This window comes from Ruegeria sp. CDSC051 (genome assembly GCF_059610665.1).
This window is the reverse complement of sequence record NZ_JBXWOC010000001.1, coordinates 517,669-530,669: the sequence shown is the minus strand read 5'-3', so window position 1 is coordinate 530,669 and position 13,001 is coordinate 517,669. Positions and strand designations below refer to the sequence as shown.

At 56.0% G+C, this 13,001-nt stretch carries 13 protein-coding genes; 7 read left to right on the top strand and 6 right to left on the bottom strand.

All coding sequences use genetic code 11. The annotated features are described in order from the left end of the window. Positions 1-50: 50 nt before the first annotated feature. Genes AC2FH0_RS02620 through AC2FH0_RS02610 form a run of 3 tightly spaced genes read right to left on the bottom strand, consistent with a single transcriptional unit; the run spans position 51 to position 2,371 of the window. On the bottom strand, positions 51-1,112 hold the full coding sequence (locus AC2FH0_RS02620; RefSeq protein ID WP_271947214.1) for a methyltetrahydrofolate cobalamin methyltransferase: 1,062 nt from the start codon (positions 1,110-1,112) through the stop codon (positions 51-53). 9 nt (positions 1,113-1,121) lie between these two features. After that, a complete protein-coding gene (locus AC2FH0_RS02615) occupies positions 1,122-2,048 on the bottom strand; it encodes a methylenetetrahydrofolate reductase (protein WP_271948061.1) in 927 nt (308 codons plus the stop codon). A gap of 26 nt (positions 2,049-2,074) precedes the next feature. Further along, positions 2,075-2,371 (bottom strand): virulence factor, encoded by a 297-nt coding sequence (locus AC2FH0_RS02610; protein WP_142633696.1) that lies wholly within the window; start codon positions 2,369-2,371, stop codon positions 2,075-2,077. Between the two features lie 241 nt (positions 2,372-2,612). Between AC2FH0_RS02610 and AC2FH0_RS02605 the strand changes: the two genes are divergently transcribed. Both AC2FH0_RS02605 and AC2FH0_RS02600 read left to right on the top strand, forming a co-directional pair. Further along, positions 2,613-3,725: a Ppx/GppA phosphatase family protein gene (locus AC2FH0_RS02605; RefSeq protein ID WP_496788482.1), complete on the top strand. Its 1,113-nt coding sequence runs from the start codon at positions 2,613-2,615 to the stop codon at positions 3,723-3,725. Continuing rightward, positions 3,725-4,441 carry an RlmE family RNA methyltransferase gene (locus tag AC2FH0_RS02600; protein WP_142633692.1) on the top strand — a complete coding sequence of 239 codons (717 nt, stop codon included), beginning with the start codon at positions 3,725-3,727 and terminating at the stop codon, positions 4,439-4,441. The genes AC2FH0_RS02605 and AC2FH0_RS02600 overlap by 1 nt, the downstream gene beginning before the upstream one ends. Before the next feature lie 2 nt (positions 4,442-4,443). Here the strand turns inward: AC2FH0_RS02600 and AC2FH0_RS02595 are convergent, their stop codons facing one another. Both AC2FH0_RS02595 and AC2FH0_RS02590 read right to left on the bottom strand, forming a co-directional pair. Then, positions 4,444-4,629 (bottom strand): hypothetical protein, encoded by a 186-nt coding sequence (locus tag AC2FH0_RS02595; RefSeq protein ID WP_142633690.1) that lies wholly within the window; start codon positions 4,627-4,629, stop codon positions 4,444-4,446. A 120-nt stretch (positions 4,630-4,749) separates the two neighbouring features. Next, positions 4,750-5,613, bottom strand: coding sequence for a YihY/virulence factor BrkB family protein (locus AC2FH0_RS02590; protein ID WP_142633688.1), 864 nt, complete (start codon positions 5,611-5,613; stop codon positions 4,750-4,752). Between the two features lie 147 nt (positions 5,614-5,760). On the opposite strand from AC2FH0_RS02590, the gene AC2FH0_RS02585 reads away from it, so the two are divergent. Together AC2FH0_RS02585 and cls are read left to right on the top strand one after the other, a co-directional pair. Then, positions 5,761-6,849 carry an AI-2E family transporter gene (locus AC2FH0_RS02585; protein ID WP_496788480.1) on the top strand — a complete coding sequence of 363 codons (1,089 nt, stop codon included), beginning with the start codon at positions 5,761-5,763 and terminating at the stop codon, positions 6,847-6,849. 59 nt (positions 6,850-6,908) lie between these two features. Next, positions 6,909-8,321: a cardiolipin synthase gene (gene cls / locus AC2FH0_RS02580; protein ID WP_496788477.1), complete on the top strand. Its 1,413-nt coding sequence runs from the start codon at positions 6,909-6,911 to the stop codon at positions 8,319-8,321. Here cls and AC2FH0_RS02575 read toward each other — a convergent pair. Then, positions 8,318-8,752, bottom strand: a complete 435-nt coding sequence (locus AC2FH0_RS02575) for an ion channel (RefSeq protein ID WP_271947221.1) — start codon at positions 8,750-8,752, stop codon at positions 8,318-8,320. The two genes, cls and AC2FH0_RS02575, sit on opposite strands and share 4 nt — an antisense overlap. Positions 8,753-8,912: 160 nt before the next feature. Here AC2FH0_RS02575 and AC2FH0_RS02570 point away from each other — a divergent pair, with 160 nt between their 5' ends. The 3 genes from AC2FH0_RS02570 to AC2FH0_RS02560 are packed head-to-tail and all read left to right on the top strand — an operon-like array spanning position 8,913 to position 13,001. Beyond that, positions 8,913-9,560, top strand: coding sequence for an ABC transporter ATP-binding protein (locus tag AC2FH0_RS02570; RefSeq protein WP_496700402.1), 648 nt, complete (start codon positions 8,913-8,915; stop codon positions 9,558-9,560). Beyond that, a complete protein-coding gene (locus AC2FH0_RS02565; RefSeq protein ID WP_496788476.1) occupies positions 9,557-11,971 on the top strand; it encodes an ABC transporter permease in 2,415 nt (804 codons plus the stop codon). The genes AC2FH0_RS02570 and AC2FH0_RS02565 overlap by 4 nt, the downstream gene beginning before the upstream one ends. Then, the gene (locus AC2FH0_RS02560; protein WP_496788474.1) at positions 11,961-13,001 is read left to right on the top strand and encodes a lipocalin-like domain-containing protein; all 1,041 of its coding nucleotides are present in this window, start codon (positions 11,961-11,963) and stop codon (positions 12,999-13,001) included. The genes AC2FH0_RS02565 and AC2FH0_RS02560 overlap by 11 nt, the downstream gene beginning before the upstream one ends.

The window sequence follows — 13,001 nt, the reverse complement described above, 5'->3', positions numbered from 1 at the left end:
ACAAAAATGGCCGGATCAAAAGACCCGGCCAGCATGTTGTTTTATAACGCTTATGCGCGACGACGACGACCACCGCCGCGACGACCACCTCCAGTTCCTTCGGCACCGGCTTCGCTTGGGGCTTTGTTGAACTTGATCCAAGCCCCGCCATGCGGATCGTTGTTGGTCAGCAAGTTGGCGGCGCGGATGGCCTCCATCTCTTTGCCCGCGCGCGGAAGGGTCGAACCCAGACCAAACAGCTGGCAGAAGGTCTCATCATCCATGTCCGCAGGCAGGATGATGCCTTTGGCCTCAACCTCAGCCTTCTTCTCGGCCAGTTTCTTGGGACCAACCGGCAGAGCCACCGGGTTCATGATCGCTGAGGTCATGCCAGCGCCCATCGCCATCGGCAGGAAGGCGTTGTTGATACCATGGCGGTTCGGCAGGCCGAACGAGACATTGGACGCCCCGCAAGTGGTGTTCACGCCCAGTTCCTCACGCAAACGACGAACCAGAGCAAACACCTGCTGACCGGCAGTTGCCATTGCGCCAATAGGCATCACCAGCGGATCGACCACGATGTCATGGGCCGGGATGCCGAAATCAGCGGCCCGTTCGACAATCTTTTTGGCCACTTCGAACCGCACATCGGGGTCTTCCGAAATCCCTGTATCGTCATTTGAGATCGCCACCACAGGGACATTGTATTTCTTGACCAGTGGCAGAACCAGCTCCAGACGATCTTCTTCACCCGTGACCGAATTCAACAGAGGACGGCCCTCTGCCGCCTCAAGACCCGCTTCCAGAGCTCCCGGAACTGATGAATCGATACACAGCGGCACTTCGACCAGCCCCTGCACCATTTCAACGATCTTGCGCATCAGCGGCGGCTCGGTCTCGTTCGGATTGGGGTTCGAGTTATAGACAACGCCCGCATTGATATCCAGAACGGTCGCACCGGCCGCAACCTGCGCGATGGCGTCCTTTTCGACGGTCGAAAAATCGCCTGCTTCCAGTTCCGCCGCCAGTTTCTTGCGGCCTGTCGGGTTAATCCGCTCACCGATCACGCAGAACGGTTCGTCAAAGCCCAGGACGGCGGTTTTTGTTTTTGATTCTACGACTGTACGGGTCATGTCCGATCCTTAGGAGTTTACAGGCTTTGCCGAGGCGCCGCCGTTGTTGATGGCCCAGTTGGCGTTGGTCTTGATGCCGCCAAGCGGGAAGAAATGTACGTTTGTAATATTGAAATCAGGGTTGGCTGCTTTGTGGTTGGCCAATTCGGTGATCACATCCGTGGGCTCATAAGGCAGCAGCAGCTTGGACACATCCATAGCGCGCTTTTGCAGAACCTTCAGCGATGGACCAACGCCGCAGGCGATGGCGAATTTGATCAGTGTTTGCAGTTTTGCCGGACCGGCGATACCGATATGAACCGGAATGTCGATCCCCGCCTCTTTCAGGCTGTCGGCCCAGGCGATGATCGGTTTGGCGTCAAAGGCGAACTGAGTGGCCAGCGCCATTTCGGCATCCGTGGTCTCAGAGAACTTCTGTTTCCAACGCAGCGCGTCGTCAACATTCTTGGTCGATCCGTCAGGGTCGATGTCCTTGTTGCCTTCAGGGTGGCCCGCGACGTGCAGACGCTTGAACCCGGCCTTGTCAAACAAACCAGTTTCCAGCAGCTGCATCGAGCTGTCGAAATCACCATGAGGATTCGCGACACCACCGGCCAGCAACAGCGCCTGATCCACACCTGCTTCACCCTGGTACATGGAAATCCAGTTTTCCAGCGTCGCCGTGTCTTTAATGATCCGCGCCGGGAAATGCGGCATAACAGGATAGCCGTCCGCCGCGATGCGCTTGGCGGTCTTGACCATGTCTTCGATCGGAGTGCCTTCGATATGGGCAATATAGACGCGTGTGCCTTCAGGCAACAAAGCGCGAAAATCCTCGACCTTCTCGGCGGTGCGCGGCATCACCTCAATCGAATAGCCCTGCAGGAAGGCTTCGACGGTTGGATTTACCGGACCGTTTTCGGCGGCATCACGTTTTTTGAAGTTCAGCAAAGCCATAGCGGCCTCCCATATAGATTTCGAGCTCATGCCCAACCGTCATTGGCGATCAGAGCCTTGATACGGTCCTGATCATATTCCGTTTCCAAACGCACAGCCTGCTGTTCGGCAATTTCGGACGGATCGCCCTCAACCGCAAAAGGCGCGGCCTTGCGCCATTCGGCCAGATAGGCATCGCTGTCCTTGGCGTTCACCTTCATGGCGGCGCGGTCAATGGCTTGCTCGAACCGTTCTTCCAACTGCCGTTTTGCGCCCCGGCGGCCCTTGCCGACGATGACTTGGGCGGGAATGTCGCGCCAGTATACGATGGTGACGTCAGGCATCTGCTTTGATTCCTCCTAACCAGATGGACCGGTTCTAAACTTCAATGTGGTCGCAGGTCGGTCGATTTTCGACACAAGGCGCATTTCAAACGACGTTTTCACCTACAACGGGATACACGGCTTGTAACGAATTGTTCCTGTAAACCGCACCTCAAAATTCTCATCACTTTAATGAGTATCTTGCACGAACCAAAAGGCCGACCTATGGTCGGGGTAACTCGTAAATCGGAGGGCGTTGAAGATGGCGCCCAAGCGTCCCAAAGGTGCGGGCGCGTTCCCGAAGGCGGTCGAAAGCCCCGCGCCGGCAAGACCCGATCCTGATGCGCTTTATGCCGCGCTGGATTTGGGAACAAATAGCTGTCGCATGTTAATTGCCCAGCCCAAGGGCAGCGGGTTTCATGTGGTGGACAGTTTTTCTAAGTCCGTGCAGTTGGGCGCGGGCTTAGAGCGGACGGGGCGTTTGTCTCGGTCGTCGATGGCGCGCACCATTCAGGCGTTGCGCATTTGCCAGCAAAAGCTGAAACGCAACAAGGTCAAGCGGATGCGCCTAGTCGCAACCGAGGCTTGTCGCCGTGCAAAAAATTCACGTGATTTCATTCGCCAGGTAAAGGGTGAAACCGGGTTGACGCTTGAGATCATCCAGCCCGAGGAAGAAGCGCGTCTGGCCGTAATATCCTGTGCCCCACTGGTGTCCACTAAGACAGAACAGTTGTTGGTTGTGGATATTGGCGGCGGTTCGACAGAGCTTGTCTGGATCGACATATCCTCGCTTCCGCGTCGGGATCGCCCGGCGGCGATTATGCGTCTGCATAATGGATTTCATACAACAGACAGCCCGTTTCCTGCAGCCAAGGTTGTGGATTGGATCAGTGTTCCCCTCGGCGTTGCGACGCTGCGCGATCAGTTCCATGATGTCGAAGATGATGCGGCGCGGTTTGCTTTGATGAGCTGGTTTTTCGAAGAAAACCTAGCCGATTTTGCGCCTTATAAGGATGAGCAAGCCCGCGAAGGTTTTCAGATCGTCGGCACCAGTGGCACGGTTACGACAGTCGCAGCCTCACATCTGGGATTGAAGCGGTATGACCGGACCAAGGTAGACGGTTTGCGCATGACAAGCGATCAGATTGACAAAGTGATACGCGGGTATCTAGAACTCGGCCCACTGGGGCGGCGGAGAGATCCGCGTATCGGCGATGACCGCCAGGCCCTGATCATGTCCGGCTCGGCCATATTGCAGGCTTTGTTACGATGTTGGCCAACCGACCGTCTTTCAGTGGCGGACCGGGGGCTGCGCGAAGGCCTGCTTTATGCGCAGATGAGCGCGGACGGTGTATTGGAAGACGGACCGTTCTGATGGCGAAGACACCTACTGGCAAAAACAATTCAGGCCGCGGGCAGCGCGACCTGAAGGTTAAGGTCAAAACCGCCCGCGGGCGCAAAATCAGCTCGACCCGGTGGTTGGAACGTCAGCTGAATGACCCCTATGTCAAGCGCGCGCAGGTCGAAGGCTATCGAGGGCGGGCGGCGTTCAAGATATTGGAACTGGACGATAAATTCCGCTTCCTGGTTCCAGGTGCGCGCATCGTCGATCTGGGTTGCGCCCCAGGAGGCTGGCTGCAGGTTGCGGTCCAGCGCGTTAATGCATTGGGTGAGAAAAGCGGTAAGAAAATCGGCACCGTTCTGGGTGTCGACATACAAGAGGTCGAGCCGGTCGCAGGGTCCGAGGTTCATCAGTTGGACTTTATGGAGGACGATGCCGACCAGAAGGTCAAAGACTGGTTGGGTGGCAAAGCGGATGTGGTGATGTCAGATATGGCCGCTGCGTCCTCGGGGCATAAACAGACAGACCATTTGCGGATCATGGCCCTGTGCGAAACCGCCGCCTATTTTGCCTTTGATGTGCTGGAACAGGGCGGCACATTTGTCGCCAAGGTTTTGGCCGGAGGAGCCGAAGGGGATCTGCAGAAGATTCTGAAACAGAAGTTTGACAAGGTGGCGCATGTCAAACCACCGGCATCCCGCGCCGACAGTTCGGAAAAATTCGTTGTGGCAACAGGATTTCGCGGCTGAAGTTAATCTGCGAAGTCAGCCAGAGATCGCGCAAGGCGCTGTTCACGCAGCGAAGATATTGCGTTTCCTTGCAACAACAATGCCTCACCGTGACTGATATCCGTCGCCGGTTTGGCCCGTAATTCTTCAATCCGCCGGGTCAGCGACGATGGATTTTGCGATTTCGCGCTTTCGGGCAGTTTGGTCATGAGGCCTCACCTTGATGCGTACGGGGTCACAGTCCATGCAGTTTGGGTAAGAAACGTGCCGATTTCATGACGCAAACCGGGCTTTGAATTGCTATTTCACAACCCCAGCCACCCTGCCCTTCAGGTTTGTCCGTTACTTTGATCCTGCAAATCCATCAGCGCGCCGTTGAATTCAGCGCCCAGAATCAGGATGGCCGCGCATAGATACAGGAAAATCAACGCAGCCATCGCCCCCGCAAGACCAGCATAAGTAGCGCTGTACGAGGCGAACTGTCCGATATAGATCGAAAAGCCCCAACCGCCCATCGCCCACAGAGCGAGTGTCAGAACAACGCCCGGAAGGATTTGCCACAGCCGATGGCGGCGCGTCGGCAGCACAAGATGTGCAACGATAACCGTGCCCGCAGGAACCGCCACGGTAAAAGTCCAACGCAATCGATCCACAGACAACCAGTCTGACACGTTAACATCCGTCTTTTCGGACACGAGTCGCGTGTAGACTGGCAAAACGACTTCGACGGCGGCGATGGCCAGAATGGCCGCCCCGCCAACAATCACCAATCCAAGGCACAGCAAGCGTGTCTTCCAGAATGGCCAGGCATCATGATCATGATAGGCCTGATTCATGGCTGCCCGCACCGCAACGACGCCGTTTGAGGCAAAGAAAATGGCCAACAGACCGCCCAGGGTAATTACCCCCGAACCTGATTCCGCCAGGACCGAGCGCAACTCTCCCACAATCGGGCCGGCGACATCTTTTGGCCAGGCGCCAAAGATCAGTTCGATCAGCTCGTCCGTGACATAATCCTGAGACAGCGTACCAGCCAGTGCCACAGTGAACAGAACAAACGGAAACAGGGCCAGCATCAGGGACATGGCAACGTGGCTGCTCATGACCATGCCGTTTTTGGCTCCAAATCGCCCCAAGGCCAGCCAAAGGGCTCGAATTACTCTTCCAGTCAGGGGAATCAAACTTGTCGTCATCCGAAAACTCTACCCTGACTGTATTCGAACCAGAACCGGCAAAACCCGACTGGACGCAATTAACCAACTCCAAATGTTTGGTTGCATTGCATAATCCCTTTGTCCCGTGCAGGATCGAAACGGAACCTACACAAAGCCGGGCGAAAAATGCCAACCAGCGACCAGAACCCAAGCATGCCGAACAGGTTGCGCCTTTCGGTTGTCCGCGACACCGCGATTGTCGTGTCACTGATCGTATTGGGGCTTTATGCAGGTTCCGCTTTTCTGATCCCGCTGACCATGGCCTTGCTGATCAACGTCCTGATCATCGCGCTGAGTGACCGGGTTATTGCGCTGACCAAAGCTCCGGTCTGGTTGGCTAACCTGGCTGGAGTGACCGTGGTTTTGGTCGGGTTGTTCATGATCATGTATATTCTGGGCAATCAGGCGACGCAGTTTGCACGCTCGATCAATACATACGAAAGCCAGTTCGACGAGGCCGTTAACCGCATAAACGACCTTGTGGGCAACGATATCACGGCCTTCATCAGGGACAATCTGGTCAATATCGATATGTCTTTCGTCGCCCGGATGCTGCTGGGCAGCGCAACGTCCTTGCTGAACCAGTTTTTCCTCATCAGCCTTTACGTTGCCTTCTTGATGGCCGAACGTCTGGCATTCCGCAAAAAGATCCGTATGGCCGCCGGTGACCCTAAAACCGGTGCCGAGTTCGCTTTGGTTCTGGACGCGATTTCCTTTAGTCTGCAGCGTTATGTCGGAGTGAAGACCTTTATCAGCCTGATAACGGCTGGAATCAGCTATGTGGTCTTCAAAACCCTTGGTCTTGAGTATTCCGAGACATGGGCCGTGCTGACCTTTGCCTTGAATTTCATACCCTCGATTGGGTCAATTATTGCGGTTCTGTTTCCAGCGGCGATTGCACTGGTTCAATTTGAAAGTATCGGGCCGTTTCTGATCATAGTTTTCGGCTGTGGCACACTTCAGTTCATGATCGGTAATTTTCTGGACCCGGCCATGCTGGGCCGATCGCTGAACATGTCGACATTTCTGGTCATTCTGGCACTTATGTTCTGGACCACGGTCTGGGGTCTGATCGGAGCCTTCCTGAGCGTTCCGCTGACCGTCTGCATCCTGATCATCTTCAGCCATATTCCCGCATTGCGCCCGATCGCAATTTTAATGTCCCTGAATGGTGAACTCGGCGACGAAGGGCCGCCATCGGGGAATACAGTCTGAACAGGTCAATCCCCAAAGCAACTTGAAACACTAAGGAAAATGCCAGGATCGAATCCTCCATGCTGACACTCTTTGTTTCCCTCTTTGTCCTATGTTTGTACCTGACCGCCGCGGTCTTTTCGATACGCGCGGCTCAAACAGCGCGCACACCGCAGGGTGCCGTGGGATGGGTGGTGTTTTTGATCTCGGCGCCGATAGCTGGCGTACCGCTGTACTTGTTTCTGGGACATCATCGTTTTCGCGGGTATCGCATGGCCCGAAAGCACGCTGAGACTGTTGTCGAAGGGATAAAGAGCTTTGCGGATTTTTCGCGCCCAGATCCGGGCATGATTACGATCAACCCACTCCCTTTCGAAGAGCTTGCGCATCTACCCATATCACGTGGCAACGGTGCAGATTTGCTTGTCGATGGGCAGGCAACCTTTGACGCTATCTTTCAGGCTATCGACGCGGCTCAGGACTATGTGCTTGTCCAATTCTACATCGTGCGTGATGACGGATTGGGGCGGCAACTGCAAAGCAAACTGATCGCCGCCGCAGAGCGCGGCGTGCAAGTTCGCTTTATGACCGACGCCGTAGGCAGTTATGGCTTACCGACAAGCTACATCACGTCGCTGCGCGCGGCGGGAATTCACGTTGCCGGTCAGCATGAAAAGCGTCATCCAGGACAGCGATTTCAGCTAAACTATCGCAATCACAGGAAAACGGTGATCATAGACGGTGAAATCGGCTTTATCGGCGGCCACAATGTCGGCGACGAATATCTCGGTCAGTCCGCAAAGTTCGGACATTGGCGGGACACACACATAAGGCTGACTGGACATATCGTGCGCCAACTACAACTGATCTTTACAGAGGACTGGTACTGGGCGCATCAAGAAGACCTGATAGATCAACTGGCCTGGGCGGGTCAGGAATCTGATCAGGACATGAACGCCCTTCTCGTCGCCACAGGTCCGGGGGACGAAACCGAAACCGGCGCCATGATGTTCTTTTCTGCAATCACGGAAGCAAAGGAACGATTGTGGATCGCATCCCCCTATTTCGTTCCTGATATCGACATCATGACCGCACTACGCCACGCCGCAATGCGCGGGGTAGATGTTCGCATTCTGGTTCCCGACGTGATTGATCACCGCTTGCCTTGGCTGGCGGCCTTTGCCTATTTCGACGAGATCAGGGAATGCGGCGCACGGGTCTACCGGTACACTGATGGGTTCATGCATCAAAAAGTATTTCTGGTGGACGACACTCTGACCGCTGTTGGCACAACCAATCTGGACAATCGCTCTTTCCGCCTGAATTTTGAGGCGATGGCCCTGTTCTTTGACAAGGACGCGGCCCATGCGGTTCACAACATGCTGCTGATGGACTTTGAATCCAGCTATGAGCTGGACAAAACCTTGCCCGAACAACCGGCCTATATTCGGTTCGGCTCGCCTCTGGCGCGGTTGTTCGCACCAATCCTTTAAAGGATCGACTCTTCCTGCAGCACCCGCGACATGACCGCGACCAAAAAGGCTGTGGACAGCCCAAATGCCAAAAGCCCGGTGACCGAGGCAAAGGCACCAAAAATGCGCAGCCCGTCGTCCAGAACAATGTCGCCGTAACCCAGCGTTGTGAACGTAACCAAAGAGAAATACAGCGCCGAGTTCCAGTCCGCCAGAACATCCCCAAAGACCCAGACAATCGCCCAAAGCCAGACCTGAAAGGTATGGATCATCACGATAAAAATCAGCGCGATAGTCAGCGGGCTTGCAATGGTGACGAACCTTTTGCTTTTTTCCAGTTTGATCGACATCACGCGGATGATCTGCATGCACCAAGTCAGCAGGGCAATTTCGATCAAAAAGCAGATACCCAAATAAACGCTTCCCCAGATAATCTGCTCGGATAAGGTCACCGGCGCCCATCCCCTCTGTTTTTAAGTCTCGTCACAATCGCTTCAAATGCAGGATTGGGCAACCCTGCGTCTGCGACGAATGGAAACGATAGCGCCATTGAACTGGACACCGCTTCTGTCGGCTGCAAATTGTGAGTGGCAGAATACAGGGCGCCTATGAATGCTGCTTACAATAACTGATGTCCATAAATCATATGCGAACGGTCGACCGATTTTGAACGGAGTATCTCTGTCGTTGGACCATGGCCAAACGCTTGCCCTAACCGGGGAAAGTGGCAGTGGCAAAAGCACGCTTCTAAATCTCGCAGGTGCGCTGGACATATTCGATGCGGGCGAAATCTCACTGGACGGAACCAACCTGTCCACACTAGACGATACCGGGCGCGCAGCCCTTCGGCGCGAGCGTGTGGCGCTGGTATTCCAACAGTTCAATCTGATCCCGTCGTTGACGGTCGGCCAAAACCTGTCCTTCCATGCCAGGCTTGCCAGTAAACATGATCCGGACTGGTGCGATCATCTTGCCGACAAACTGGAATTGCGGGACCTGCTGAACCGCTTTCCCGAGAACCTGTCAGGCGGCCAGCAGCAACGCGTTGCCATCGGACGCGCCCTTGCGCCGCGCCCCAGTCTTTTGCTCGCGGATGAACCAACAGGAAATCTGGATGAGGTCGCAAGTACCAATGTATTGGATTTGATGCTTGCGCTGGTCGCCGAAACCAGCGCAGCCCTGCTTTTGGTGACACATTCGCAGGACATAGCAGCCCGTCTGGACCAACAGGTCCGCCTGTCCGGCGGCCTAATCTCGTGACTTTGGCCATCATACAGGCGTTGGTGTCGCACTGGCGTGCCCATTGGCTTCAGCTGTTAACCTTGTTGACCGGCATTGCGCTTGCGACCGGGCTATGGTCGGCAGTTCAAGCCATAAATTCCGAGGCCCGGGCAAGCTATCAACGGGCCAATGATCAACTCTCATTTGGTCAATACGATGAATTGCACGCCACCTCGGGGAATTTGACGATCGACCATTATGTCAGCTTGCGTCGGGCTGGCTGGCAGGTCGCTGCGGTGCTTGAGGGGCGTTGGCGCCATAGCGGGCGCAATCTGCAGGTCATGGGGGTCGACTTGGTCGCCTTTCCACCCCTACCGGCCCTCAGCCGTTTGGAACAAAGCGATACGCCGCCCGATCCCGCAGATATGCTCACCGCGCCGGGCAGGATAATAGTCGCGACGGAACTGGCCCAGATTCTGGCGCAGGCAAGCGACCTGCCCACGATCCTGTCCAGCGACGCGCTGCCGCCCGATCTGGTCTTTACCGATATTGGCGTTGCCGAACAGCTGCTTGACAAAAAGTGGCAGATTTCACGTCTGGTCATCCTGCCTGATCAACCCCGAGCGATCCCGCCGCTTGAGCAGATCGCCCCCGATCTGACACGCGTTGCAGCCTCGACCAGATTGGACACGGCGCAACTGACAGAGAGCTTCCACCTCAACCTGTCTGCCTTTGCTCTTTTGTCCTTTGCCGTCGGGCTGTTCATCGTCCATGGCACCGTCGGGCTGGCCTTTGCACAGCGCCGAGCAATTATCAGAACAATACGTGCGCTAGGCGTTCCGATGCGTCAGATCGTATGGATCATTCTGGGCGAACTTTCGCTGCTGGCCCTGATTGGAGGGGGCGCCGGTCTGGTACTGGGTTTCCTGCTGGCCGGGGCCTTGCTGCCCGACGTGGCATCGACCCTACGCGGGTTGTATGGTGCACCAGTTGAAGGTCAGCTATCGCTTCAACTGCACTGGGTTCTCGCGGGCTTGGCCATGGCCCTGTTTGGAACGCTGTTGGCCAGCTCTCAGGCTTTGTTCCGATTGGCTCGGCTGCCGCTGTTATCCAGCCCGGGTCCGCAGGCCTGGCGGGGGGATGACACTGCAACCAAAAGATTGGCTCTGATCGGAGTATTCCTGATTGGGTTGGGGATCGTTTCAATCTTTGTGGCCGACGGTTTGGTCGCAGGGTTCGTGCTGGTTGCCGGAATCCTGACGGGTTCTGCGTTGATTTTACCGTTTCTCTTGCTGATCGCAGTAACCGGACTTCAGAAGCTACAGAACGGTCCGGTCAGACAATGGGTATTCGCCGACATGCAGGCGCAACTGCCCGGTCTCTCTTTGGCCCTGATGGCATTGATGTTGGCATTGGCCGCAAATATCGGCGTTGGAACCATGGTGTCGAGTTTCCGGCTGACATTTACTGGGTGGCTTGACCAACGACTGACATCAGAACTGTATATAACCGCATCCGACGAACAACAGGCGCAGGACATCAAGAAATGGCTGCTGCCTCAGGTCGACGCCGTTTTGCCGATCCGCAGCGTCGAGCTGTCGCACGGAAGCGGCCCCTTGTTTCTTTACGGGGTGGTGAACAATCCGGTTTATCAAGAAAACTGGCCGCTGATCGCCTCAGTGCCCGGAGTATGGGATCAGGTGATGTCCGGAACCGCCGTTCTGATCAACGAACAGCTTGCGCGCAGATCCAGTCTGTGGCCCGGAGATCAAATCACGCTCCGCCCGGGTCACAAGCTGGTCATTGCAGGGGTCTATTCTGATTATGGCAATCCAACCGGACAAGCCATCGTGTCGATGGAGCTTTTGGAAGACATCGCACCCAATACCGAGGAACGGCGATATGGCGTTCGCATGCCCCCTGATCAAGCCAGCGATGTTGCCGAAAGGCTTCGGGCGGAATTTGACCTTCCTCCGCAGGCAGTCGTTCATCAAGCTGACATGAAGGCCCGATCCACGGAAATCTTCGAAGACACATTTGTGGTGACCTCTGCGCTGAATATCCTGACGCTCGGGGTTGCTGGATTTGCAATTCTGACCAGCCTGCTGACGCTTTGGACGCAACGGCTTCCACAGATCGCGCCGGTCTGGGCGCTTGGCCTGACGCGGGCGCAGCTGGCGCGGTTTGAACTGACGCAGAGCGTGCTTCTCGCCTCTCTGACCGCTGCGCTGGCCTTGCCGCTTGGGTTGGTTCTGGCCTGGACGTTGCTGACGGTCATCAATGTCGAGGCGTTTGGCTGGCGGTTACCAATGTACCTATTCCCAAGCGACTGGTTCTATCTATTTCTTCTGACCTTACTGGCCGCTGTTATCGCCGCTGCGGTTCCAGCCCTTCGGTTGCTGCGCATCCCGCCTGCCGAGTTGTTAAGAGTGTTTGCCAATGAACGCTAAAGCCTGGTTCCTAATTCTGGCCCTGCTATTGCCCGCCCAACTTCGGGCGCAGGGCTTTGCCGGTCTTGGAGGTGAGGCCGACGGGTTCGACGTCCCCCAGCTTGGGTATCAGTTAAGCTTTCCGCAGGATCACGGTCCCCATCCCACTTTCAAGATCGAATGGTGGTATCTGACCGCAAACCTGAAAGGAGAAGACGGGCGCGATTACGGTGTGCAATGGACGTTGTTCCGCTCGGCGCTGAAACCCTATGAAGAGCAATCCTGGCAAAGTCCGCAGTTGTGGTTGGGCCATGCCGCCTTGACCACTCCTGATGCCCATTACTTTGCTGAACGTCTGTCGCGGGGCGGTATCGGTCAGGCCGGGGTAACCGCCACCCCATTCGAAGCCTGGATCGACGAATGGTACATGCGCGGAACCGACTTTAATGCGCTGAAGATTAGGGCCAACGGTTCTGAGTTCGGATACGATCTGTCAATGCGCGCAACGGGGCCTTTGGTCTTTCACGGGGATGCCGGGTATTCGGTCAAGTCTACGCAGGGGCAGGCAAGTCATTACTATTCACAGCCGTTTTTCGACCTGACAGGCACAGTGCATCTGCCGGATGGGGATGTTGCGGTAACCGGACAGGGTTGGCTGGATCGGGAATGGTCCTCGCAGCCCTTGGCCGAGGATCAAAGCGGATGGGATTGGTTCTCGCTCAGCTTTGAAGGCGGCGACAAGCTGATGGCCTTTCGCCTGCGAGGAGAGGCTGAGGATTTCACCTCTGCCACGTGGATCGGCAAGGATGGCGAAACCACCGCGCTTGCCGATGGCTCTGTTTCTTTTGAACCGCTTCAGACCGCTCATGTCGCCGACCGGGATATCCCGATTGAATGGCGTGTCACACTCCCCGCCCGCGGGGTGGATATTGTCGTCAGCGCCCTGACACCCAAAGCCTGGATGGCAACCCGCTTTGCCTATTGGGAGGGCCCCGTTACGGTCTCAGGCAGCCATTCAGGCCGTGGCTATCTTGAAATGACCGGGTATTAG

What these genes read in the sequence shown, in the direction of transcription:
- AC2FH0_RS02560 (WP_496788474.1), top strand. Translation starts at nt 11,961, where the DNA reads ATGAACGCTAAAGCCTGGTTCCTAATTCTGGCCCTGCTATTGCCCGCC.
- AC2FH0_RS02610 (WP_142633696.1), bottom strand. Translation starts at nt 2,371, where the DNA reads ATGCCTGACGTCACCATCGTATACTGGCGCGACATTCCCGCCCAAGTC.
- AC2FH0_RS02605 (WP_496788482.1), top strand. Translation starts at nt 2,613, where the DNA reads ATGGCGCCCAAGCGTCCCAAAGGTGCGGGCGCGTTCCCGAAGGCGGTC.
- AC2FH0_RS02590 (WP_142633688.1), bottom strand. Translation starts at nt 5,613, where the DNA reads ATGACGACAAGTTTGATTCCCCTGACTGGAAGAGTAATTCGAGCCCTT.
- AC2FH0_RS02570 (WP_496700402.1), top strand. Translation starts at nt 8,913, where the DNA reads ATGCTGCTTACAATAACTGATGTCCATAAATCATATGCGAACGGTCGA.
- AC2FH0_RS02615 (WP_271948061.1), bottom strand. Translation starts at nt 2,048, where the DNA reads ATGGCTTTGCTGAACTTCAAAAAACGTGATGCCGCCGAAAACGGTCCG.
- cls (WP_496788477.1), top strand. Translation starts at nt 6,909, where the DNA reads ATGCTGACACTCTTTGTTTCCCTCTTTGTCCTATGTTTGTACCTGACC.
- AC2FH0_RS02600 (WP_142633692.1), top strand. Translation starts at nt 3,725, where the DNA reads ATGGCGAAGACACCTACTGGCAAAAACAATTCAGGCCGCGGGCAGCGC.
- AC2FH0_RS02595 (WP_142633690.1), bottom strand. Translation starts at nt 4,629, where the DNA reads ATGACCAAACTGCCCGAAAGCGCGAAATCGCAAAATCCATCGTCGCTG.
- AC2FH0_RS02585 (WP_496788480.1), top strand. Translation starts at nt 5,761, where the DNA reads ATGCCAACCAGCGACCAGAACCCAAGCATGCCGAACAGGTTGCGCCTT.
- AC2FH0_RS02620 (WP_271947214.1), bottom strand. Translation starts at nt 1,112, where the DNA reads ATGACCCGTACAGTCGTAGAATCAAAAACAAAAACCGCCGTCCTGGGC.